At 70.3% G+C, this 22,673-nt stretch carries 17 protein-coding genes; 10 read left to right on the top strand and 7 right to left on the bottom strand.

The features are described from left to right. The first annotated feature begins 150 nt into the window (after positions 1-150). Positions 151-2,244, top strand: coding sequence for a SpoIIE family protein phosphatase (locus ACFU6I_RS12420; RefSeq protein ID WP_384364397.1), 2,094 nt, complete (start codon positions 151-153; stop codon positions 2,242-2,244). 19 nt (positions 2,245-2,263) lie between these two features. Here the strand turns inward: ACFU6I_RS12420 and ACFU6I_RS12415 are convergent, their stop codons facing one another. The 3 genes from ACFU6I_RS12415 to ACFU6I_RS12405 all read right to left on the bottom strand — a co-directional run bounded on the left by ACFU6I_RS12415 (position 2,264) and on the right by ACFU6I_RS12405 (position 5,267). Then, positions 2,264-3,364 carry an AI-2E family transporter gene (locus ACFU6I_RS12415; RefSeq protein WP_384364395.1) on the bottom strand — a complete coding sequence of 367 codons (1,101 nt, stop codon included), beginning with the start codon at positions 3,362-3,364 and terminating at the stop codon, positions 2,264-2,266. Positions 3,365-3,450: 86 nt separating this feature from the next. Next, complete coding sequence (locus tag ACFU6I_RS12410) at positions 3,451-4,413, bottom strand: pirin family protein (protein ID WP_384364393.1); 963 nt, start codon at positions 4,411-4,413, stop codon at positions 3,451-3,453. Between the two features lie 413 nt (positions 4,414-4,826). Then, positions 4,827-5,267 (bottom strand): SseB family protein, encoded by a 441-nt coding sequence (locus ACFU6I_RS12405; protein WP_345517256.1) that lies wholly within the window; start codon positions 5,265-5,267, stop codon positions 4,827-4,829. Positions 5,268-5,439: 172 nt separating this feature from the next. Here ACFU6I_RS12405 and ACFU6I_RS12400 point away from each other — a divergent pair, with 172 nt between their 5' ends. The 5 genes from ACFU6I_RS12400 to ACFU6I_RS12380 all read left to right on the top strand — a co-directional run bounded on the left by ACFU6I_RS12400 (position 5,440) and on the right by ACFU6I_RS12380 (position 13,071). Further along, entirely contained in the window at positions 5,440-7,266 is a 1,827-nt protein-coding gene (locus tag ACFU6I_RS12400) for an acyl-CoA dehydrogenase (protein ID WP_384364391.1), read from the top strand. Positions 7,267-7,599: 333 nt separating this feature from the next. Continuing rightward, positions 7,600-8,898: a M18 family aminopeptidase gene (locus ACFU6I_RS12395; RefSeq protein WP_345517254.1), complete on the top strand. Its 1,299-nt coding sequence runs from the start codon at positions 7,600-7,602 to the stop codon at positions 8,896-8,898. Between the two features lie 87 nt (positions 8,899-8,985). Next, positions 8,986-9,207, top strand: a complete 222-nt coding sequence (locus ACFU6I_RS12390; RefSeq protein WP_384364389.1) for a DUF6458 family protein — start codon at positions 8,986-8,988, stop codon at positions 9,205-9,207. A gap of 95 nt (positions 9,208-9,302) precedes the next feature. Then, positions 9,303-12,176, top strand: coding sequence for a BTAD domain-containing putative transcriptional regulator (locus ACFU6I_RS12385; protein WP_384364387.1), 2,874 nt, complete (start codon positions 9,303-9,305; stop codon positions 12,174-12,176). Between the two features lie 205 nt (positions 12,177-12,381). Further along, positions 12,382-13,071: a DUF4232 domain-containing protein gene (locus ACFU6I_RS12380; RefSeq protein ID WP_384364385.1), complete on the top strand. Its 690-nt coding sequence runs from the start codon at positions 12,382-12,384 to the stop codon at positions 13,069-13,071. A 13-nt stretch (positions 13,072-13,084) separates the two neighbouring features. On the opposite strand, the gene ACFU6I_RS12375 is transcribed toward ACFU6I_RS12380, so the two are convergent. Continuing rightward, positions 13,085-14,902: an NHL domain-containing thioredoxin family protein gene (locus ACFU6I_RS12375; protein WP_384364383.1), complete on the bottom strand. Its 1,818-nt coding sequence runs from the start codon at positions 14,900-14,902 to the stop codon at positions 13,085-13,087. Between the two features lie 64 nt (positions 14,903-14,966). On the opposite strand from ACFU6I_RS12375, the gene ACFU6I_RS12370 reads away from it, so the two are divergent. Beyond that, complete coding sequence (locus tag ACFU6I_RS12370; protein ID WP_384364381.1) at positions 14,967-15,458, top strand: LURP-one-related/scramblase family protein; 492 nt, start codon at positions 14,967-14,969, stop codon at positions 15,456-15,458. Between the two features lie 111 nt (positions 15,459-15,569). Here ACFU6I_RS12370 and ACFU6I_RS12365 read toward each other — a convergent pair whose 3' ends face one another. Then, a complete protein-coding gene (locus ACFU6I_RS12365) occupies positions 15,570-16,370 on the bottom strand; it encodes a carbon-nitrogen family hydrolase (RefSeq protein ID WP_384364379.1) in 801 nt (266 codons plus the stop codon). A gap of 182 nt (positions 16,371-16,552) precedes the next feature. Between ACFU6I_RS12365 and ACFU6I_RS12360 the strand changes: the two genes are divergently transcribed. Further along, positions 16,553-17,377, top strand: coding sequence for a maleylpyruvate isomerase family mycothiol-dependent enzyme (locus tag ACFU6I_RS12360; RefSeq protein ID WP_384364377.1), 825 nt, complete (start codon positions 16,553-16,555; stop codon positions 17,375-17,377). A 72-nt stretch (positions 17,378-17,449) separates the two neighbouring features. On the opposite strand, the gene ACFU6I_RS12355 is transcribed toward ACFU6I_RS12360, so the two are convergent. Together ACFU6I_RS12355 and ACFU6I_RS12350 are read right to left on the bottom strand one after the other, a co-directional pair. Next, positions 17,450-18,760 (bottom strand): nitrate/nitrite transporter, encoded by a 1,311-nt coding sequence (locus ACFU6I_RS12355; protein ID WP_384364375.1) that lies wholly within the window; start codon positions 18,758-18,760, stop codon positions 17,450-17,452. Beyond that, positions 18,757-19,431 (bottom strand): GntR family transcriptional regulator, encoded by a 675-nt coding sequence (locus ACFU6I_RS12350; RefSeq protein ID WP_384364373.1) that lies wholly within the window; start codon positions 19,429-19,431, stop codon positions 18,757-18,759. The genes ACFU6I_RS12355 and ACFU6I_RS12350 overlap by 4 nt, the downstream gene beginning before the upstream one ends. Positions 19,432-19,603: 172 nt before the next feature. On the opposite strand from ACFU6I_RS12350, the gene ACFU6I_RS12345 reads away from it, so the two are divergent. After that, the gene (locus ACFU6I_RS12345; protein ID WP_384364371.1) at positions 19,604-20,503 is read left to right on the top strand and encodes a D-alanyl-D-alanine carboxypeptidase family protein; all 900 of its coding nucleotides are present in this window, start codon (positions 19,604-19,606) and stop codon (positions 20,501-20,503) included. A 124-nt stretch (positions 20,504-20,627) separates the two neighbouring features. Next, positions 20,628-22,628 (top strand): PA14 domain-containing protein, encoded by a 2,001-nt coding sequence (locus ACFU6I_RS12340; RefSeq protein ID WP_384364369.1) that lies wholly within the window; start codon positions 20,628-20,630, stop codon positions 22,626-22,628. Positions 22,629-22,673: the final 45 nt, after the last annotated feature.

Here is a 22,673-nt window from a genome sequence, read left to right as displayed (position 1 = left end):
TTCAGCCTCCCCAGGCTACCGCCCAAGCCCGCACCACTTCATTGCCATAACCCCAGGCAAGATCATCCGGTGTGGTCGGGCGCTGCGCGGGAGCCCGCCGGCGGCCGTCCTCGGTGGCGTCAGCCGAGTACATCTTCCTAAAGTAGGGCAATGCGCACCGAGGACGTCCTGGCCGCGACGGCGACCGGCCTGTGGCGCTGGGACAGCGGAGCCGGGACCGTCACGCTCGATGCGGAGGCGGCCCGGCTGCTGGAGCTGCCCGCCGAAGCCGGCGTCTTCCGGGAGGCGGCGGTGCGCGCGCGTTTCCATCCGGTCGACTGGAACGAGATCTACGGGGTGGTGAACCTCGCGGTCCTCGAGGGCACCCTGGCCGAGGCTCGGCTGCGGATCGTGGACGACCGCGGGCGGGTGCTCCGTACCGTACGCAGCCGTTCCAAACCACTGCCGACCGGCAGCGAGGGCTACCTGCTGGTCGGCACGCTCCAGGAGGTCGCCGAGCCGCAGCCGGGCACCACCGGCGCGCACACCCCCATCACCGGGGACTGGCGCCGCTCCCGGGAGGCATTCCTCCTGGACGCGGGGAGGGCGCTGGCCGAGGCCCGGTCGACCGCCGAGGTGCTGCGGGTCGCCGCGTCGCTCTCCATGCCCGGGTTCTCGCCGGACGGGCTCGCCGTCTTCGGTGTCGCGGGCGACCGCCTGACGATCATCGGGCACCACGGGCACACCATGGGCGACGAGGACCCGTTCACCGACATGACGCTGGAGACGGACTATCCGGCCGCGGAGGTCGTACGGACGGGGCGGGCGATCTATCTCCCCTCACCGGAGGAGTACCACCGCCGCTTCCCGGCCACCTGGCCGCTCGCCAGCCGCTTCGGACGCCGCTCCTGGGCCTTTCTCCCGCTGATCGTGTCGGGCCGCACGATAGGCGCCTGGATGGCAGGGTTCCGGCACCCGGTGTCGTTCTCCCCGGACGAGCGGTCGGTGCTGACGACCGTCGCCAGGATGCTCGCCCAGGCTCTGGCACGGGCCGGGGTGGCCGAGACCGAGCGGGAGCTCTCGCAGGGGCTCCAGCGGTCGATGATGCCGTCTCTGGGCCCCGACATCCCCGGCATGACGGTCGCCGCCCGGTACGTACCGACCGGCGGCGGGCTCCAGGTGGGCGGCGACTGGTACGACATGATCCCGCTCCCCAACGGCCGTATCGCCCTGGTCATCGGCGACGTCCAGGGCCATGACGTGCGGGCGGCCGGGCTGATGGGGCAGTTGCGGATCGCTCTGCGCGCGTACGCCTCCGAAGGGCACCGCCCGGACGCGGTGCTCTCCCGCGCCTCCCGGTTCCTCTCCGGGCTCACCGACGCGTACGACGACGGGGAGGAGACCGGGCCGCGCTTCGCGACGTGTCTGTACGCGGAGGCCGACCCCGAGACCGGCACGCTCGACATCGCCCGGGCCGGACACCCCGACCCGGTGGTGATCAGCGCGGACGGGACCGCGGTGATCCGGCAGACCGGCGGCGGGCTGCCGCTCGGCGTCGAGACGGACGCCGACTATCCGACGACCCAGATCGTCCTGGAGACCGGCGAGACGATCATGTTGTGCACGGACGGGCTGATCGAGACCGGTGGCCACGACATGGCGACCGGCTGGGTGCGGCTCCGGCCGGTCCTGGAGGAGCAGACCGGCGACCTGGAGAAGCTCGCCGACGCGCTGGTGCAGGCGGTGCACGGCCCGGGCTCGCACTACACGACAGGTCCGCTCGTCGACCGCCGCGAGGACGACATCGCGGTGCTGCTGCTGCGGCGCGAGTCGGGTGCCCCGCGGCAGGCGGCGCCGCGCCGCGCCGCACTGACCATCGCGCAGGCCGAGCCCGAGCGGATCGCGGCGGCCCGGCAACAGCTGCGGGAGCTGCTGCACGACTGGTCGGACCCGGAGCAGGTCGATGCGGCGGTGCTGATGATCTCCGAGATGGCGACCAACGTGCTCCTTCACACGGACGGGGACGCGCTGGTGGTCGCCGAGGCGACCGGAGAGCGGGGAAAACGGCGGCTGCGGGTGGATGTGGCGGACGGCAGCGACGAGCTGCCGCACATGCGGCGGCCCGGCGAGATGGCCTCCAGTGGGCGGGGGCTGGTGCTGATGGAGATGCTGGCCGACGCGTGGGGGGTGGATCCGCAGGGCGCCGGGAAGTCGATCTGGTTCGAGTTGTACGAGGCCGAGCCGGTGAATGCGGCCGGGGCCTAGGGCATGTGCCGTTCCGTCCTCAGTCGCCGGACGGGTCCGGCGGGGCGGACGGGCTCGGTGGGGCTGATGGCGGTTCGTCCGGGGCGTGGCGCGTGCGGAGTTCGCCGAGGACGCCGAACGCCGCCGCGCACACCGGTACCGCCAGCAGCATGCCGAGCACGCCCGCCACACTCGCGCCCGCGGTCAGCGCGATCATGATCATGGCCGGGTGCATCTGGACCGTACGGCTCTGGATCAACGGCTGGAGCACGTGCCCCTCCAGCACCTGGACCGCGAGCACCACCCCGAGCGCCCAGAGCGCGATCACGACCCCCCGGTCGGCGAGCGCCACCAGAACGGCGACGGCACCCGAGATGAACGCCCCGAGGTACGGGATGTACGCGCCGACGAAGACCAGCGCCCCCAGCCCCACCGCCCCGGGCACCCGCAGGATCAGCAGACCCACGGTGATGCAGATGGCATCGATCAGCGCGATGAACGTCGTGCCGCGCATGAATCCCTCGACCGCTTCGAACGCCCGCCGGCCCATCGCCTCGACCAGGTCACCGGTGCCGCGCGGGGCGACGGAGTGCGCGAAGTTCGCGGCCCGGTCCGAGTCGCGCAGGAAGAAGAAGGTCAGCAACAGGGCGAGAACGCCGGTCGCGATGAGTGAGCCGATCAGGCTGATCCCGGTGAGCACTCCGCCCGCGGCGCTCGCGCCGAATTTCTCGACGAGCTTCCGGGCATTGGCGACGAGGTCGTTCACATTGGTGTTCCGGGCGATCCCGAAGTGGTCGACGACCCACTGCCCGGCGTCCTTCAGTGAATGGATGATCTGGTCGCCGGTGTCGATGAATGCGGTGACGACGATGTACCCGGCGCCGCCTCCGATCGCGACGAGCAGCACGCAGGTGAGCCCGGCGGCCACCGACCGGTTCACCCCTCGGGCGGCCAGCCAGCGGTGGACGGGACCGAGCAGCGCCGTACCGAGCAGTGCGAGCAGCACCGGGGTGACGGCCGTCTTGAAGATGATGCACAGCCAGATGGCGACCGCGGCTACGCCGGTGACCAGCAGAAGCACCGCGCACCAGGCAGCTGTTCGCCGGGCAGTGTCGGGCAGGAGGGGTTTCCGGGTATCCACCCTCCCACCCGATCACGGTGCGGGAGCCATGTCCCGCTTGTACGACCGAACGGGTGACGGGCCGTCAGGGCGGCCCGTCACGCAGATCACTCACCCATGCCGTGGACTGCGGGCACGGTGCCGAGGCGGCCGGCCTGGAAGTCCTCGAAGGCCTGCTTCAGTTCGGCCTGGCTGTTCATGACGAACGGCCCGTAGTGCGCCATCGGCTCCCGGATCGGGCGGCCGCCGAGCAGGACGACCTCCAGGTCCGGGGTGTGGCCGTCCTGCTTCTCGTCCGCACGGACGGTCAGCGAGGAGCCGGTGCCGAAGACGGCGGTCTGCCCCATGTGGATGGGACGGCGCTCCTGACCGACCGTGCCGCGACCGGCCAGCACGTACGCGAGTCCGTTGAAGTCCTCGCGCCACGGCAGGGTCACCTCGGCGCCGGGGCGCACGGTGGCGTGGACCATCGTGATCGGGGTGTGGGTGACGCCCGGGCCCTCGTGCCCGTCGAGCTCACCGGCGATGACGCGGAGCAGCGCGCCGCCGTCCGGGGAGGCGAGGAGCTGGACCTGGCCGCCGCGGATGTCCTGGTAGCGGGGGGCCATCATCTTGTCGGCCTTGGGCAGGTTCACCCAGAGCTGGAGGCCGTGGAAGAGGCCGCCCGACATGACGAGGGACTCCGGCGGGGCCTCGATGTGGAGGAGGCCGGATCCGGCCGTCATCCACTGGGTGTCACCGTTGCGGATGGTGCCGCCGCCACCGTTGCTGTCCTGGTGGATGAAGGTGCCGTCGATGATGTACGTGACGGTCTCGAAGCCGCGGTGGGGGTGCCAGGGAGTGCCCTTGGGCTCGCCCGGCGCGTACTCCACCTCGCCCATCTGGTCCATCATGATGAACGGGTCGAGGTACTTGTAGTTGATCCCGGCGAACGCACGGCGAACCGGGAAGCCTTCGCCCTCGAATCCGCTCGGCGCCGTCGTGACGGTGAGAACGGGGCGGGCCGTGGCGTCGCCGGAGACGGCGACCTTGGGCAGGGTCAGCGGGTTTTCGACGGTCACTGCGGGCATGGGAGCCACCTCCGGGATTGTCCTGATCTCAATTTAGTTGAACAGTGAACATCTTGCAAGGGCTGCGGCATTCCCGCACCGCCGCACCCCCTCCCCGGACAACGGGAAGGGGTCCGCACCCGACAGGCACGGACCCCTTCTCGAAGGCCAGGAATCAGACAGCTGCGAAGCAAAGGCGTCTAGTGCCCCTCCCGGCAAGCTTTGCCCCGTCGCACCGCCCGGCACGCGCTCCCCCAAGGCCTCAAGGGCCAGGGGGGACCCCCTTCCGCGTTGGCCAAAAGCCCTGGTAGCTCCTTCCCCAAGCTCTCAACTCCGTTCGAGCAGGGGAGACCCCATCCAAGGACTTCCGGCCGCCTTGCGATCACACGCACCGGACGGCGCTCCTCATGGGGCAAACATTGCCGGTCAAGGCACTAGCCGTACATGCGACGCATCGCAAAGTCGACCATCTGCTCCACGGCCTTGGCATCGAAGACCATGCGGTGCTCGCCCTCCATGTCGAGGACGAAGCCGTAGCCGGTCGGCAGCAGATCGATCACCTCGGCACCGGTGATCACGAAGTACTTGGACTCCTTGCCCGCGTAGAGCCGCAGCTCCTTGAGCGTGGTGAACATGGGGATCACCGGTTGCTGGGTGTTGTGCAGGGCGAGGAAGCCGGGGTTGTCGCCGCGCGGGCAGTAGACCTTCGACGACGCGAAGATCTGCTGGAAGTCCTCGGCGGACAGAGAACCCGTGGTGAAGGCCCGTACCGCATCACCGAGGGAGGGCGGCGAGGGCTCGGGATACAGCGGCTGCCCGCCGTAGCCGCCACCCATCTGCTGCTGTGCGCCCTGGTTCTGGTCGTAGCCGTACATGCCGCAAAGAGTAATCGGACACATCAGGCCCTTGAGGGGTTGCGTCTTATTACTGACGGGTAGCATCATCGGGGAGGTCAGCTGATATACGGACCGCCAGCTCGTCGCCCGCCCGGCCCTCACCCCTCCCCGGGGCGCTGTGCGCCACTGCTATTGATTACGGAGCCTTCCCATGGGGCACTACAAGTCGAATCTCCGCGACATCGAGTTCAACCTCTTCGAGGTCCTCGGGCGCGACAAGCTGTACGGCACCGGACCGTTCGCGGAGATGGACGTCGAGACCGCGAAGAGCATCCTCGACGAGGTCAACCGCCTCGCGGAGAACGAGCTCGCCGACTCGTTCGCCGACGCCGACCGCAACCCGCCGGTCTTCGACCCGGAGACCAACACCGCACCGGTCCCGGCCTCCTTCAAGAAGTCCTACCAGGCCTTCATGGACTCCGAGTACTGGCGCCTGGGCCTGCCCGAGGAGATCGGCGGCACCACCTCGCCGCGCTCCCTGATCTGGGCCTACGCGGAGCTGCTCCTGGGCTCGAACCCGGCCGTGTGGATGTACTCCTCCGGTCCGGCGTTCGCCGGAATCCTCTTCGAGGAGGGCAATGAGGCGCAGAAGAAGATCGCCGAGATCGCCGTCGAGAAGCAGTGGGGCTCGACGATGGTGCTGACCGAGCCGGACGCCGGTTCGGACGTCGGCGCAGGCCGCACGAAGGCCGTCGAGCAGGAGGACGGCTCCTGGCACATCGAGGGCGTGAAGCGCTTCATCACCTCGGGCGAGCACGACATGTCCGAGAACATCATTCACTACGTGCTGGCCCGCCCCGAGGGCGCAGGCCCCGGCACGAAGGGCCTGTCGCTCTTCATGGTCCCGAAGTTCCACTTCGACTGGACCACCGGCGAGTTGGGCGAGCGCAACGGCGTGTACGCGACGAACGTCGAGCACAAGATGGGCCTCAAGGCGTCCAACACGTGCGAGATGACGTTCGGCGACCAGCACCCCGCCAAGGGCTGGCTGATCGGTGACAGGCACGACGGCATCCGCCAGATGTTCCGCATCATCGAGTTCGCCCGGATGATGGTCGGCACGAAGGCCATCGCCACCCTCTCGACGGGTTACCTGAACGCGCTGGAGTACGCCAAGGAGCGCGTCCAGGGCACCGACCTGGCGAACTTCATGGACAAGACCGCGCCGAAGGTCACCATCACGCACCACCCCGACGTGCGCCGTTCGCTGATGACGCAGAAGGCGTACGCGGAGGGCATGCGCTCCCTGGTGCTGTACACCGCCTCCGTCCAGGACGCGATCCAGGAGAAGGAGGCCGCGGGCGAGGACGCGAAGGCGCTGCACGGCCTCAACGACCTGCTGCTCCCGATCGTGAAGGGCTACGGCTCGGAGAAGTCGTACGAGCAGCTGGCGCAGTCGCTCCAGACGTTCGGCGGCTCCGGGTACCTCCAGGAGTACCCGATCGAGCAGTACATCCGGGACGCCAAGATCGACACCCTCTACGAGGGCACGACGGCCATCCAGGGCCAGGACTTCTTCTTCCGGAAGATCGTCCGTGACCAGGGTGCCTCGCTCAACGCGCTGTCCGAGGAGATCAAGAAGTTCCTCGCGGGCGCCCAGGGCAACGAGGAGCTGTCCAGCGCGCTGGACTCGCTCGCCAAGGCGGCCGTCGACCTGGAGGCGATAGTCGGCACGATGATCACCGACCTCACCGCGACCGGCGAGGACGTCAAGAACATCTACAAGGTGGGCCTCAACACCACCCGCCTGCTGCTGGCCTCCGGCGATGTCGTCGTCGGCTACCTGCTGCTGAAGGGCGCGGCCGTGGCGGCCGAGAAGCTGCCGACCGCCTCCACGAAGGACGTCGCCTTCTACCAGGGCAAGATCGCCGCCGCGAAGTTCTTCGCCGCGAACGTCCTGCCGGGCGTCTCGGCCGAGCGCGCGCTCGCCGAGGCGGTCGACGGTTCGCTGATGGAGCTGGACGAGGCCGCGTTCTAGTGCCTTGACCGGCAATGTTTGCCCCATGAGGAGCGTCGTCCGGTGCGTGCGATCGCAAGGCGGCCGGAGCTGCCAGGGCTTTTGGCCGATGCGGCGGACGGGCGTGCCGGGCGGTGCGACAGAGCAAGGCTCGCCGGTAGGGGCATTGGCCTTCGGCCCGCAGCACTGGTCGACGAGGCGCCGCCACTCGAATTCGTTCGGGTGGCGGCGCTGTCGTGTCAGCGGCGAGGAGCCGACCGCGGTGCGGGCGTCCGTACCGCCCGCGGGACAGCCACACGCCGGGGCGGCGGTACCCCGGATTTCTACCGCGCCATCGTCGTTACAGTGAAGAACATGAGTTCTTCCCTCCGCTTCGACCGCGGTCACACCGACGACCTGATGGCCTTCCTGATGGCCAGCCCCTCCCCGTACCACGCCGTGGCCACCGCCGCGGCGCGGCTGGAGAAGGCCGGCTTCCGGCAGGTCCAGGAGACCGCGGCCTGGGACGCTTCCACCGGTGGGAAGTACGTGCTGCGCGGCGGGGCGATCGTCGCCTGGTACGTGCCGGAGGGCGCCGGGGCGCACACCCCGTTCCGGATCGCCGGGGCGCACACCGACTCGCCGAATCTGCGGGTGAAGCCACTGCCCGACACGGGCTCGTACGGCTGGCGGCAGATCGCCGTCGAGGTGTACGGCGGCACGCTGCTCAACACCTGGCTGGACCGGGACCTCGGTCTCGCGGGCCGGATCAGCCTGCGCGACGGCACGCACCGGCTGGTCAACATCGACCGGCCGCTGCTGCGCGTGCCTCAGCTGGCCGTGCATCTGGACCGGTCGGCCAACACCGACGGCCTCAAGCTCGACCGGCAGAAGCACATGCAGCCGATCTGGGGGCTCGGGGACGTCGAGGAGGGCGACCTGATCCGGTTCGTCGCCGAGGAGGCGGGTGTCGCCGCCGACGACGTGACCGGCTGGGACCTGATGCCGCACGCCGTGGAGCCGCCGGCCTACCTGGGCCGGGACCGCGAGCTGCTGGCCGGGCCGCGGATGGACAACCTGCTCTCCGTGCACGCGGCGACGGCCGCGCTCGCCGCCGTCGCAGGACAGCCGGACGACCAGATTCCGTACATCCCGGTGCTGGCCGCGTTCGACCACGAGGAGAACGGTTCGCAGTCCGACACCGGCGCCGACGGCCCGCTGCTCGGCACGGTGCTGGAGCGCTCCGTCTTCGCCCGCGGCGGTACGTACGAGGACCGCGCCCGGGCGTTCGCGGGGACCGTCTGCCTCTCCTCCGACACCGGTCACGCGATCCACCCCAACTACGGTGAGCGCCACGACCCGACGCACCACCCGGTGGCGAACGGCGGGCCGATCCTCAAGGTCAACGTCAATATGCGGTACGCGACGGACGGCAGCGGCCGGGCCGTGTTCGCGGCGGCGTGCGAGAAGGCGGGCGTGCCGTGGCAGACGTTCGTCTCCAACAACTCGATGCCGTGCGGCACGACGATCGGCCCGATCACCGCGGCCCGGCACGGCATCCAGACCGTGGACGTCGGCGTCGCGATCCTGTCGATGCACAGTGCGCGTGAGCTGTGCGGCGCGGACGACCCGTATCTGCTGGCGAACGCGCTGGCATCGTTCCTGGCGGGCTGATCGGCCTCCACACATGGTTGTTGCCGGGCCGGGTACGCGATCCGTACACCGGCCCGGAGCCTCCGGGCCGCCGAGGAGGCGTGACCCATGGGACTCGGAGGATGCATCATCCTCGTCGCCGTCGGGGCGGTACTCACCTTCGCCACCGACTGGAAGACGGACACCGTCAATGTCGACCTGGTCGGCTGGATCATGATGATCGTCGGCGTCATCGGCGTCTTCGTCTACGCGAGCATCGCGCGGCGCCGCCGACTGGTCGTACCGCCCAGCACCACGGTCGTGTCCGACGACGACCGCCGCGGCCTCTGAACCGATTCCGGCCTCTTTTCTGTTGCGGCGCAGCTCACAGCGGTTCCTCGTAACCCGGGCGGTAATCTCAGTTCTTTGCCCGGGGAGGAGTATCAGTGGAGTTCCGCCTGCTCGGTGCGGTGTCCGTAGCCACCGAAACCGGTGATCTGCCGCTCGGCCCCGCCAAGCGCCGCAGTCTGCTCGCCACGCTGCTCCTGCACCCCAACACCCCCGTCCCCATGAGCCACTTCATGGACGCCCTGTGGGAGGACGAACCACCGGCACATGCCCGCACGGTCGTACAGGGGCATGTCTCGCGGCTGCGCGCCCTGCTCACCGGCGACCGTGCGGACGAGTACGGGGTCGTCCTGGACACTCACGGGTCCTCGTACGTCCTGCGGATGCCGGAAAGTCTGCTGGACGCCCACCGGTTCGAGGAACTGCTCATGCTGGCGCGGGAGCAGCGCAGCCCCGCCGACGCCATAGTGATGCTGAAGGAGGCGCTGTCGCTGTGGCAGGGGCCCGCGCTCACCGGCGCGTTCCCCAGTCCACCGCTGCAGGCGGCCGCACAGGCGATGGAGGAGTCGCGGCTGGCGGCGGTCGAGCACATGGCGCGCGCGTACGCCACGCTGGGCGAACACCACCGGGCCGCCGCCGTGCTGAAGGCCCAGGCCGTGATGCATCCGATGCGGGAATCGTTGGCTGCGGCCCTGATGACGGCGCTGTACCGGGCAGGACGGCAGTCGGAGGCGCTGGACTGGTTCCACCGCACACGGCGGCTGCTCGCCGACGAGCTGGGGGTCGACCCGGGGCGGGAACTGGCCGACGCGTACACGCTGATCCTGCAGGGCGAGATGCCTGCGGAGGATGTCGGGACGGATCGACCGACCGGCCGTGACAGGCCGCCGGCAGCCGGCACGGCCGGGCGGCCGGCCCGGAACGGTGATCAGCCCCCCGCCCCGGCCCGGGACCTGGACCGTGCCACCCCCGGCGGCGGGTCCGTCCCCGTCCCTGCGGTGGCCGAGACCCTGCAAGGCACCGGCCGGACCGGCAGGCACCCCCTGACCGTGACGCACCACACGGATCTGCTGCCCCGCGCGCCCCGCGGCTTCCACGGGCGCGTCGCCGAACTGGCCGCGCTCTCCCGGGCCACGGCGGGCGAGGCACCGGTCTGCCTGATCACCGGACCCGCCGGGGTGGGGAAGACCGCGCTGGCCCTGCAGTGGGCGCACCGCAGCCCCGGGGCCTTCACGGACGGACGGCTCTTCGCCGACCTGCGCGGGTTCAGCGACACCGGCGAGCCCACCCCCCTCGAAGTCCTCCGTGAGTTCCTGCTCACGCTCGGCGTCGCACCACGCCGCATCCCCGAGTCCGTCGCGGCCGCCGCCGCGCTCTTCCGTTCCCTGACCGACCGGCGCCGTCTGCTCGTCATCCTCGACAACGTCCGTGAATCCGCCCAGATCCGGCCACTGCTGCCGGGCGGCACCGACTGCGTCACGGTCGTCACCAGCCGGAACAGGCTGGAGGGCCTCATCGCCTCGGACGCGGCCCGTCCCGTCCCGCTGAACGTTCTCGGGTCCCCGGACAGCACGGCCCTGCTCGCCGGTGTTCTCGGGGAGGAGCGGGTCCTCGCGGAACCCGTGGCGGCCAAGCGGCTCGCCGAACTCTGCGGCGGGCTGCCGCTCGCCCTGCGGGTCACGGCGGCCCGGCTGGCAGGACGTCCGCAGTGGACGCTCGCCCGGATGGCCACCGAACTGGCCGACGAGCGCAGCAGGCTGAGCTACCTCGATGTGGAGGACACCGGGGTCTCGGCGGCGCTGCGACTGACCGTGCAGCAACTGCCGCCCGACGCGGTCCACCAGTTCACCCGGCTCGGCCACCATCCCGGCAGCCACTTCGACCAGTACTCCGCGGCTGCTCTCGCCGGTACGGACCCGGTCACGGCCGCCGCCGCGCTGGAACGGCTCGCCGCCGCCCATCTCGTCACCGAAACGGCGCCCGGGCGCTGGGGGTTGCACGACCTGGTACGCCTCTACGCCCGTGGTCTCGATCCCGCGTCCGGAACCGAGGCCCTCGTCGGTGTTCTCGACCACTACATCGCCACCGCGCTCGCCGCCGCCGACACGGCCGAACCCGGCGGTGAGCCCTGCTTCGTCCTGCCGGACGACTACCACCACCCCGCCGCCGTAAGGGATTTCACCGACCGGGCGGCGGCGATGCACTGGCTGGCCACCGAACGCGACGATCTGGCGCACGCGGCCGTCGCGGCCCGGACCGCCGGGTTCGACGACCGGGCCTGGCGGATCATCCTGCTCCAGTGGCCCCAAGTGGTCTGGCGGGTCCGGGACAGCTGGACACCGCTCCTGGAGCTCGCGCTGGACGCCGCTCGTACCCGCAGCGATCCGTACGCCGAGTCACGGGTGATCAACCTGCTGGGCTGGGTGCTGACCGAGGAGGGCAGGACCGCCGAGGCCCTCGCCCTGCTGGAACGCTCTCCCGGCCTCGCCCGGCAGGCAGGTGACCGGCTCGGTGAGGCGACCGCACTGATCAACCTGGCCGTCGTCCAGGCCGAACAAGGCGGACTCGAAGCGGCGTTGGAGGACTGCGAGAGGGCCGTCGGCCTGGCCCGTGAGGAGCGCGACGCGCACACCGAGATGCTCGCCCTGCAACACCTCGCCCGGATGCAGCTCGACGCGAACCGCCCGCAGGACGCCCTCGACTCCGCGCGGACGGCGCTCGACCTGGGGCCCGAGCACGAGGAGGCCGCACGCCGGGTACTGCTGCTGACCGTCAGCGGCCGGGCGCGCCTGGCCCTCGGCGAGGAGAGCGACGGCATCCGGCTGCTCGACCGGGCGGCCGACGAGGCGGAGCGCGCCGGTTACGACGAGGGCGCGGTACGGGCCCTCGAAGCGCTGCTGCGGGTGACGGCGGAGACGGAGTACCGCGAACGCCACGAGCGGGCGGTACAACGGCTCAGCGACGACGGGTGAACGCGCGTCGCAGGGCACGGCAGCGCGTTCCCGAGGCGGGCGGCGCACCCCGCGCCGGGGCAGGGCGCGGACGTCAGCGGGACGTTAGCGGCGCGGCAGCGGAACGTGAGCGCCAGGCGGAAGACTGAGGGATGTCAGCAGGTCAGGGGCGGTTCGCCGCAGGAATCCCGGCCTTCGCATCACTGTCGTATTCGGGGGAATCTCCATGCGTACGTTCCGCAGCCGCACCACGGTCCTCGGCGCCGCCGCCACCGCCGTGCTCGCCCTGGCACTCACCGCCTGCGGCGGGGAGGACACCGGCACGAAGTCCGCCGGCCCGGCGGACAACTCCGCACCGGCCGCGGAATCGGCGGGGTCCTCGCAGTCCACCGGCACCGCGAGGACCAGTGGTGCCGTGAAGGACGCCGCCGCGAAGGGAACCGGCAGCGCGAAGGGAAGTGCCGCGAAGGGATCCACCGGCACGTCCTCCTCGTCCGCCGCCACGTGCACCACCAAGGACGTGACCATCAGCGCCGCCTACCAGGGCGGCCCGCCCTACACACACATCGTCCTGACCGCGAAGAACACCTCGGGTCACAGCTGCCGGCTGAACGGCTTCCCGGAGATCCAGTTCCTGGAGAGCCACAAGGAGAACGTGCCGGCGGTCGCCAAGAGCAAGCCGGCCGCGCCCGTCGTGCTCACCTCCGGCGCCCCCGCCTATGCGCTGGTGAAGCTGTCGGACGGCGGCGTCGACGAGGACAACGAGCCCGTGACCGCGTTCTCCGTCACGCTCACGGGAGGCGGCGGCACGGCCGCCGTGAAGGCGCCCGGCAGCGAGGGCATCGCCGTCGACCCGGCGAAGTCGGCGACCGGCTACTGGACGTACGAGCTGCGCAACGGCGCGGACGACTTCTGAGCCCGTCAGCCCGTCAGGCCTGCTCGTCCATTCCCGCGAGCACCAGCGGCAGCCGCGGCGTTCCCTGCGCACTCACGCGGACGGGGACGCCCCAGTCCTGCTGGTGGACGTGGCAGGCCGGGTACTCGTTCTCCGGGTCGTCGTCGCAGGACGCGGCCATGGCGGACACATGCAGGACACCTTCGGTGACGCCGTCGGCCAGGACCAGGTCGCGGAAGAGATCGGTGCCGGGCCCCGCACCCTCCGCCAGCAGCTCGGGCGGGGTCGACGAGACCAGCAGCCGGGTCGAGGGACCGTACCGGGTGTCCAGCTTCTGCCCGGCGGGCGCCTGGAAGACCACGTCGAGCCGGAGCGTGCCGGGGGAGATCTCGGTGGCCGCGCGCTGGGTGCGGTGCGCCTGGTCGGCGACGCGCACGGCTTCCTCGGGCAGCCGCAGCCGGGTCAGCCGGTGCCGGGCGGATTCGACGACGACGAGATCGCCGTCGACCAGCACCGCGTCACTCGGCTCGCGCAGATCCGTGGCCAGCGTGGTGACCTCGCCACGGGCGGGGTCGTAACGGCGCAGGGCATGGTTGTACGTGTCGCTGATGGCGACGGACCCGTCCGGCAGCGCGGTGACGCCCAGCGGGTGCTGGAAGAGCGCCTGGCCGGCGGCGCCGTCGCGATGGCCGAAGTCGAAGAGTCCGGTGCCGACGGCGGTGTGCACGGTCCCGTCCCGGTCCACGTACCGCAGCGCGGACGTCTCCGAGTCGGCGACCCAGAGCCGGTCGCCGTCGGCCGAGGCGGCAAGTCCGGACGGCTGGGCGAACCAGGCCTCGTCGGCCGGACCGTCGACCAGTCCTTCGTTGGTCGTGCCCGCGGCGACCTGCACCGTTCCGGACCCGGGGTCGTACGACCACAGCTGGTGCACGCCCGCCATGGCGATCCACAGCCGGTCCGCGAACCAGGCGACGTCCCACGGGGAGGAGAGGGCGACCTCGTGGGCCGGGCCGGACGTCGGGGAGCCCTGCCACCACTGGCGGCCGGTACCGGCGAGGGTCGTCGTCACCCCGGTCGTGAGGTCGAGGGCGCGGAGGGAGTGGTTGACGGTGTCGGCGACCGCGATCCGGCCGTCGGGCAGCACGGCCAGCCCCTGCGGCTCGCTGAACCGGACCTCGTCGGGCCCGCCGTCCGCGAACCCGCGGTCCCCGGTGCCGAAGTGGCGGCGCACCGTTTCACCGTCGGGGTCGAGCTCGACGAGGCGGTGCCGGGTGGTGTCGGAGACCAGGAAGCCGCCGTCGGCCAGCAGCAGGGCCTTGCCGGGGAAGCGCAGATGCGTGGCGACGGGCTCGGGCGCCACGTACGGGCCGTCGCCGCGGCGCAGCGTGCCCTTCGCGGCGTGCTCGGCCTCCAGCTCCTCGACGAGCTTCTCGATGGCGTGCGCATGGCCCTCGCCGGCGTGCTGGGCGACGACATAGCCCTCGGGATCGATGACGACGAGCGTCGGCCAGGCCCGTACGGCGTACTGCTTCCAGGTGGCGAGTTCGGGGTCGTCGAGGACGGGGTGGTGGACCTCGTACCGCTCGACGGCGTCGACGACGGCCTGGTGCTCGGCCTCGTGGACGAACTTCGGCGAGTGCACGCCGATGATCACCACGGTGTCGCGGTGCTTCTCCTCCAGCTCGCGCAGCTCATCGAGGACATGCAGACAGTTCACACAGCAGAACGTCCAAAAATCCAGAATGACGATGCGCCCTCGCAGGTCAGCGAGGGTGTACTGCTGATCGCCGGTATTGAGCCAGCCGCCCTTGCCGACCAGCTCGGGGGCCCTGACGCGCGCACGTGTTGCCATGTGAACAGTCAACATCACCGTGGTGCGTCCGCATTCCGGAGGGTCGTGGGGGAATCTGTGAGTCATGAGATTCCTGGTGCGTGAGCGACTGTTCGCCGTCGGCGACGACTACTGGATCGAGGATGCGGACGGGCGCAAGATCTTCCTCGTCGACGGCAAGGCGATGCGGGTGCGCGACACCTTCGAGTTGAAGGACGCGCAGGGCCGGACCCTGGTAGAGATCCGGCAGAAGCTGCTCAGCCTGCGCGACACGATGCTCATCGAGCGCGACGGCGAGCAGCTCGCCAGGGTCAAGCGGAAGCGGCTCTCGCTGCTGCGCAACCATTACCGGGTGACGCTGGTCGACGGCACCGAGCTCGATGTCAGCGGCAAGATCCTGGACCGCGAGTTCGCCATCGACTACGACGGCGAACTCCTGGCCCAGATCTCACGGCGTTGGCTGACCGTACGGGACACGTACGGCATCGATGTCGTACGGGAGGACGCCGACGCGGCACTGCTCATCGCCGTCTCGGTGTGCGTCATCGTGCTCGCGGACAAGGAGCACGACGACTGACCGGGACGTTTCACGTGAAACCGGACCGCGCCCGAAGGTGGGGCGAGGCCCGGTTCGACGGATACGCCGGCGGACGCCCGGCGGTGGCGCGAAGTCGGTCCGACCGATGCGTCAGCCGCCGCTCGGCGGCGGGGCGAGACCGAGCCGCCGGTCCTTGAGTGCCGGGAACTGCTCGCGGGTGGCGACGACCTTCGCCGGGTCGAACTCCACGGTGAGCACCTCCTCGTCCGCGCCCGCCTCGGCGAGCACCTCGCCCCACGGGTCGACGGCGATGCTGTGCCCGGCCTGCTGGACCCCGGCATGGGTGCCGGCGGTGCCGACGGCCAGGACATACGCCTGGTTCTCCACGGCACGCGCCTGGGCGAGCAGCGTCCAGTGGGCGCGGCGCCGCTCCGGCCACCCCGCCGGGACGACGAGCGTCTGCGCACCGGCGTCGACAAGGCCGCGGAACAGTTCGGGGAAGCGCAGGTCGTAGCAGGTGGCGAGGCCGAGCGTGGTCTGCGGCAGGGCGACCGTGACCAGGTCCTCGCCGGCGCCCATCATCACCGCCTCGCCCTTGTCGAAGCCGAAGCGGTGAATCTTGCGGTACGCGGCAGCGCGCTCGCCCTCGGGCGTGAAGACCAGCGAGGTGTTGTAGAGCGTGCCGTCGTCGGCGCGCTCCACGAAGGAGCCCGCGTGCAGCCAGACCCCGGCGTCGGCCGCGGCCTTCGCCATCAGGTCATGGGTGGGCCCCTGGAGCGGTTCCGCCTCGTCGGCGAAGGCGGTGTACGCGAACGCGCCGACCGGCCAGAGCTCGGGAAGGACCACCAGATCGGCACCGCGCTGACCCGCGACCAGGGAAGCGGCTCGGTCCCTGCGGGAATTGACGGATTCGTCCGGGTCTACTGCGATCTGGATGAGGGAGGCGCGCACACTACCACCGTCCTGGCATTCGAGTCGTCAACACGGGCCTACGATCGTCACACGAAAGCACTGCCGGGGTGCCTGCTCGCAGCGTAACTTAGCGATCGAACCTCCCACGCAGCCCGCAGCCGCCGCCCGCCGACCGCGCCAGCAGTCCAGCCCATGCACCGCAGAACCGCACGAGGGGTCCCGTGACCGTCCATCCCAGCCTCCAGACCTACGCCGATGCCTGGACCCACTCCATCGAGTCGATAGCCGAGCTGGTGACGCCGCTCGCCGAGGGGGAGTGGAATCGCCGTACACCGTGCCCCGGTTGGTCGGTGCGCGACATCGTCTCGCACATCATCGGCATGGAGTGCGAGCAGCTCGGCGATCCGCGGCCGATCCACACGCTGCCGCGCGATCTCTACCACGTACAGAACGACTTCACCCGCTACATGGAGATGCAGGTCGATGTGCGGCGCCACCACACCGCACCCGAGATGACCTCCGAGCTGGAGTACACGATCATCCGCCGCTCGCGTCAGCTGCGGAACGAGTCGCGTGCCCCGGAGACCATGACCCGCGCGCCGCTCGGCGCCGAGCAGACCCTCGAACTGGCACTGCGGATGCGGGCCGTCGACGTCTGGGTGCACGAGCAGGATCTGCGTACGGCGCTGGGCAGGCCCGGCAATCTCGACTCCCCCGGCGCCACCATCACCCGGGACACGCTCCTCGACGCGCTGCCGAAGGTGGTCGCCAAGGACGCGGGCGCACCGCCGAATTCGGCGATCGTGCTCGATGTGCACGGACCGATGGAGTTCCTGCGCACGGTCAGGGTCGACGCGGACGGCCGTGGTTCGGTGGACGGTTCGCCGTCGCTGGGGCCCGCGGTGACGCTGGCGATGGACTGGGAGACGTACGTCCGGCTGGCCTGTGGGCGGGTCCGGGCGACGGCGGTCGAGGACCGGATCAAGGTCGAGGGCGACCAGGAGCTGGCGACGGCGATCCTGCAGAACTTCGCCGTCACGCCGTAACGGCACGGTCGGCGGCGCCCGTCCTCGTGGGATGAAGAGACGGGCGCGCCGCCGGGCCGGCCGCGGCAGGTGTCACGCGGGCACGTGCACGGCCTCCACGCGGCTGACCACATGGTGGTTCCGCTCGCGAAGCGTGGCGCGGGCATGCAACCGCAGGATCTGTACGACCCCGAGCGCCTCCAGGACGAAGACCGAGGCGAACGCGATGCGGTAGTTGTCCCCCGTCGCGTCGAGCAGCACACCGACGGCGAACAATGTCGTCATCGAGGCGATGAAGCCACCCATGTTGACGATCCCCGATGCGGTGCCCTGGCGCTGCGGCGGGTTGGCCGGGCGTGCGAAGTCGAAGCCGATCATCGAAGCGGGTCCGCAGGCGCCGAGCACCGCGCAGAGCGTGATCAGCAGCCACATCGGCGCATGGTCGCCCGGGTACAGGATCGTCGACGCCCACGCGACGGCCGTCACCGCGACCGTGCCGAGGGCGAGTGGGGCGCGCGCGGCGTGGTGGCGGGCGATGACCTGTCCGTAGACGAGGCCGACGGCCATGTTGGAGAGCACCACCAGGGTGAGCAGCTCCCCGGCGGTGGACCGGCTCAGCCCCTGTGCCTCCACCAGGAACGGCATCCCCCACAGCAGCAGGAACACCATCGCCGGGAACTGCGTGGTGAAGTGCACCCACATCCCGAGCCGGGTGCCGGGCTCCCTCCACGAGGCGGCGATCTGCTTGCGTACGTAGGCGGCGCCCGCGTGTTCGACGGGCGGCGGCTCGTGCCCTTCGGGGTGGTCCTTCAGGAAGAGGAGGAGCAGGACGAGGACCACGCCCCCGGCGGCCGCGCTGCCCGCGAACGTGGCGGTCCAGCCGAACCCGTGCAGGGCGCGGGCGATGAAGAGTGTGGAGACGAGGTTGCCCGCCATGCCGAAGAGCGCGGCGATCTGGCCGATCAGCGGTCCGCGCCGGGCCGGGAACCAGCGGGCGCCGAGCCGCAGCACGCTGATGAACGTCATGGCGTCGCCGCAGCCGAGCAGGGCCCGGGAGGCCAGCGCCATGCCGTACGACGGGGAGAGCGCGAAACCGAGCTGCCCGACGGTGAACAGGACGGCCCCGAGGGTGAGGACCTTCTTGGTGCCGAGCCGGTCGACCATCAGGCCGACAGGTATCTGCATGCCCGCGTAGACGAGCAGCTGAAGGATGGAGAACGTCGACAGCGCGGAGGCGTTGACGTCGAACCGGTCGGCGGCGTCGAGACCGGCGACCCCGAGGCTCGTACGGAAGATGATGGCGACGAAGTAGACGGCGACGCCGATGCCCCAGACCCAGGCGGCCCGTCGGCCGCCGGGCGGGTCACCGGGCAGGGACAGGGTGGGAGCGGCGGCGGAACTCACCGGTCCTCACCCCGGACCAGCACCTTGACCCGGCTGACATGGCGTCGTACGACCTGCGCGGCACCGTCCGCGTCCCCGGCCCTGATGGCCTCCAGCAGTTCGGTGTGCTCGGTGATGTTGGCGGCGATCCTGCCGGGATGCGCCTCCATCACGGCGACGCCCATCCGCAACTGCCGGTCGCGCAGCTGGTCGTAGAGGCGCGACAGGATCTCGTTGCCCGCGTTGCGGACGATCTCGGCGTGGAAGCAGCGGTCCGCGACCGACACGGCGGCCAGATCCCCGGCCGCCACCTGCCGCCGCTGCTCGTCGAGCAGTTCCTCCAGGCGGGCGATCAGCTTCGCCGAGGCGGGCACTGCCTTGCGGGCGGCGAACTCCTCCACGAGCAGCCGGGTCTCCACCACGTCCGCGATCTCCTGCGCGGAGACGGCGAGCACCAGGGCCCCCTTCTTCGGATAGAGCTTGATCAGCCCTTCGACCTCCAGCCGCAGCAGCGCCTCGCGCACGGGTGTACGGGAGACGCCGACGGCCTCCGCGAGGTCGCCCTCGGTGAGGAGCGTGCCCCCCTCGTAACGGCGGTCGAGGACCGCCTGCTTGATGTGGGTGTAGACGCGTTCGGCGGCGGGCGGCTGCTTGGCGGGCGGGTGTGTCACGGCAGGGGGTGCGGCAGGCATGCACACAGCATAGATACAACATGCACGCATGCGTGGCACCGTCCGGAATCTGGACGGTAAAACCCCGGAAATTACCGCGGGATTCGGCACATCCATTCACGCACCTCGTGAGTCTCACCACCGAGCGGCACCGTCATGCGGCCGCATTCCAGGGGCATTTGGAGCGTTCAAGTTGAAAATCGGCATTAAGGGCATAAACCGCGTTTCCGCCACTGCCACCGTGGCCCTCACCGCGGGTGCCGTCATCGCGGGCAGCGTCTTCGCCTCCGGGGCGCAGGCTGCCACGCTGCCCGTCCCCACGATCGCCGCCAAGGGCGGCTACGTGATGAACAACGGAACCGCGAAGACCCTCTACTCGAAGGCTGCGGACACCCGTCGCGCCACCGGCTCGACCACCAAGATCATGACGGCCAAGGTGGTACTGGCTCAGGCGAACCTCAACCTGGATTCCAAGGTCACGATCCAGAAGGCGTACAGCGACTACATCGTCGCCAAGGGCGCCTCGTCGGCACGCCTGATCGTCGGGGACAAGGTCACCGTCCGCCAGCTCCTCTACGGTCTGATGCTGCCGTCCGGCTGCGACGCCGCGTACGCGCTCGCCGACAAGTTCGGCACCGGCACCACCCGCGCGGCCCGTGTGAAGTCGTTCATCGGGAAGATGAACGCCTCCGCCAAGTCCCTCGGTCTGACGAACACCCACTTCGACTCGTTCGACGGCATAAGCAATGGCTCGAACTACTCGACGCCGCGCGACCTGACGAAGATCGCCAGCAGTGCGATGAAGAACTCCACGTTCCGCGCGGTCGTGAAGACCAAGTCGACCACGCAGAAGGTCACCACGAGCAACGGTGGCTACCGCTACATGTCGTGGACCAACACCAACAAGCTGCTCGGCAGCTACACCGGTGCGATCGGTGTGAAGACCGGTTCCGGTCCGACGGCCGGGTACTGCCTGGTGTTCGCCGCGACCCGTGACGGCAAGACGGTCATCGGCACCGTCCTGGCGTCCACCTCCGAGACGACCCGGACGGCGGACGCGAAGAAGCTCATGGACTACGGCTTCTCGAAGTAGTTCCCCGCCCCGCTCCCGGGGCCACGAGGAGGGGTCCGCCGCACAGTACGGCGGGCCCCTTCCTGCGCCCGGCAGCGGATCCCCCTGCCACTCGGCCTGAAAGGGCAACGCACAGTTGAGCACCATGTCCCGCGGGCGGCTCCGCTCCCTCGCCGCGCTGTCGGTCGCCGCGACCTCCTGCAGTCTGCTCACCGCCGTGAGTGCCACGCCCGCTGCTGCGGCGACCAGTTGCGCCTCGCCGGTCTTCAAGCGGCAGTTCTTCGCGAACACGTCGTTCTCCGGTACGCCGAAGAAGACCGACTGCGACTCGGTCATCGACCAGAACTGGGGCACCGGCGCCCCCGCCTCCGGCCTGCCGAAGGACAACTTCGGTGTCCGCTGGTCGATGACCCGGGACTTCGGCTCCGGCGGCCCCTTCGCGTTCACCGTGGCGACCCGTGACGGCATTCGCGTCTACGTCGACGGGGCGCGCAAGGTCGACATCTGGAAGAACGTCTCCACCACCCAGAAGAAGACGGTCAACGTCACCGTCCCTGCCGGGAAGCACTCCCTGCGCATCGACTTCGTCAACTGGACGGGCTCGGCCGACGTCAAGTTCGGTTACGCACCGAGGACGTCGGCCACCGTCGACAAGGTCAAGCCGCTCAGCCCGGTCGGCGTGAAGGCGGTTCTCGACAACGCCACGGCGAACGCCAAGGTGACCTGGTCCGCGAACAAGGAGATGGACCTCGCCGGCTACCGCGTCTACCGCCGGCTCAAGGGGTCCAGCACCTTCGCCCTCGTGAAGACGACCACCGCAACCTCGTACGCGGGGGTCCCGCCCGAGGGCGGGAAGACGTACTACTTCGAGGTCCGCGCCTATGACAAGGCCGGGAACGTCTCCACGGGCAGTACGGACATACCGCTGACCACCATCGCCGTCATCCCCCCGGCGGACTTCGCTGCGAAGGGCATCGACACCGGGATCGCGCTGACCTGGAAGCCGGTCCCGGGCGCGGTCCGCTACAACCTGAAGCGCGACGACCGGCACGGTCACGTGTCGGTCCGTTCCGTCACCGCCACGGCCTTCACCGACACCACGGTGAAGCGCTCCGAGAAGTGGACCTACCAGGTGGCCGCCGTGGACGGCGCCGGGCGCGCCTCCGCGTACGGCCCCGCCGTCGCGGCCTACCGTCCGGTCGCGGCGCCGCGGGACATCGTCGCGACGCCGGGGATCAGCAGTGCGACCTTCACCTGGACCACCGATCACTCCGTCGACGGCGATGTGTACGACTTCCACGTCTACCGTTCCGAGACGCTCCCCGTGGACACCTCGGCCACGCCGATCCGCTGCAGCACCACCTGGAAGACGCTCGGCGACGGGCGGCTCCAGTACACCTGCACCGACACCTCCCCGGCCGACGGCCTCACCTACCACTACGTGATCAAGGCCTACGACAACTCGGGCAGGGAGTCGGTCCCTTCGGCCACGGTCGAGGTCACCACGCTCGCCAGGGACGTGACCCCGCCCGCGCCGGTCACCGGGCTCACCGCCGAGGCCACCGAGTACGGCATCGAGCTGCACTGGAACGCCAACACCGAGCCCGATCTCAAGCGGTACGTGGTGTACCGCGGAGAGCTGATCGACGGCGAGGACGAGCGGGTCTGCTACGGCACCTCGTCCGAGTACCTCGACGCGGCCACCACGTCCTACACCGACGAGCGGCTGCCCGACGGTGAGGAGCGGTGCTACTTCATCGACGTCGAGGACACCTCCGGCAACTCCAGCTTCCGGATGACGCACAGCGCCGAGATCGCCGTCGTCACCGAGCTGGACCTGACCCCGTCCGTCGAGACCCCGGCGGGCTCCCCGCTCACGCTCACCGCGACCCGGGGCACCGCCGGCACCTCGGTGGACCTGTCCTGGAACACGGTCGCCGACGCGACGGGCTACCTGGTCGAACGGTGGGACCCGGCCACGGGCGCGTACGAGAAGCTGACCGCCGGCCCCGTCACGGACGTGTCGTACACGGACACCACCGCTCCGACCGGCACCACCCACTTCTACCGGGTGACCGCCGTGTACGCCGACGACACCCGGTCGGCGCCCGCCGCGGACTGGGTGATCCTGGCCCCCGCCGAGTGACCTGACCCGACAGAGAGAAGCGGGCCTGCGCGGAAGGAATCCCCG

Origin of the sequence: Streptomyces sp. NPDC057486 (assembly GCF_042802415.1) — a bacterium.
In the GTDB taxonomy this organism is placed as follows: Bacteria; Actinomycetota; Actinomycetes; order Streptomycetales; family Streptomycetaceae; genus Streptomyces; species Streptomyces yanii.
The sequence above is the reverse complement of the archived record's forward strand: the minus strand, read 5'-3'. Positions and strand labels throughout refer to the sequence as shown.

Coding starts and splice junctions, on each gene's coding strand:
- ACFU6I_RS12380 (WP_384364385.1), top strand. CDS start 12,382: ATGCGTACGTTCCGCAGCCGCACCACGGTCCTCGGCGCCGCCGCCACC.
- ACFU6I_RS12405 (WP_345517256.1), bottom strand. CDS start 5,267: ATGTACGGCTACGACCAGAACCAGGGCGCACAGCAGCAGATGGGTGGC.
- ACFU6I_RS12350 (WP_384364373.1), bottom strand. CDS start 19,431: ATGCCTGCCGCACCCCCTGCCGTGACACACCCGCCCGCCAAGCAGCCG.
- ACFU6I_RS12370 (WP_384364381.1), top strand. CDS start 14,967: ATGAGATTCCTGGTGCGTGAGCGACTGTTCGCCGTCGGCGACGACTAC.
- ACFU6I_RS12375 (WP_384364383.1), bottom strand. CDS start 14,902: ATGGCAACACGTGCGCGCGTCAGGGCCCCCGAGCTGGTCGGCAAGGGC.
- ACFU6I_RS12340 (WP_384364369.1), top strand. CDS start 20,628: ATGTCCCGCGGGCGGCTCCGCTCCCTCGCCGCGCTGTCGGTCGCCGCG.
- ACFU6I_RS12410 (WP_384364393.1), bottom strand. CDS start 4,413: ATGCCCGCAGTGACCGTCGAAAACCCGCTGACCCTGCCCAAGGTCGCC.
- ACFU6I_RS12400 (WP_384364391.1), top strand. CDS start 5,440: ATGGGGCACTACAAGTCGAATCTCCGCGACATCGAGTTCAACCTCTTC.
- ACFU6I_RS12390 (WP_384364389.1), top strand. CDS start 8,986: ATGGGACTCGGAGGATGCATCATCCTCGTCGCCGTCGGGGCGGTACTC.
- ACFU6I_RS12395 (WP_345517254.1), top strand. CDS start 7,600: ATGAGTTCTTCCCTCCGCTTCGACCGCGGTCACACCGACGACCTGATG.
- ACFU6I_RS12420 (WP_384364397.1), top strand. CDS start 151: ATGCGCACCGAGGACGTCCTGGCCGCGACGGCGACCGGCCTGTGGCGC.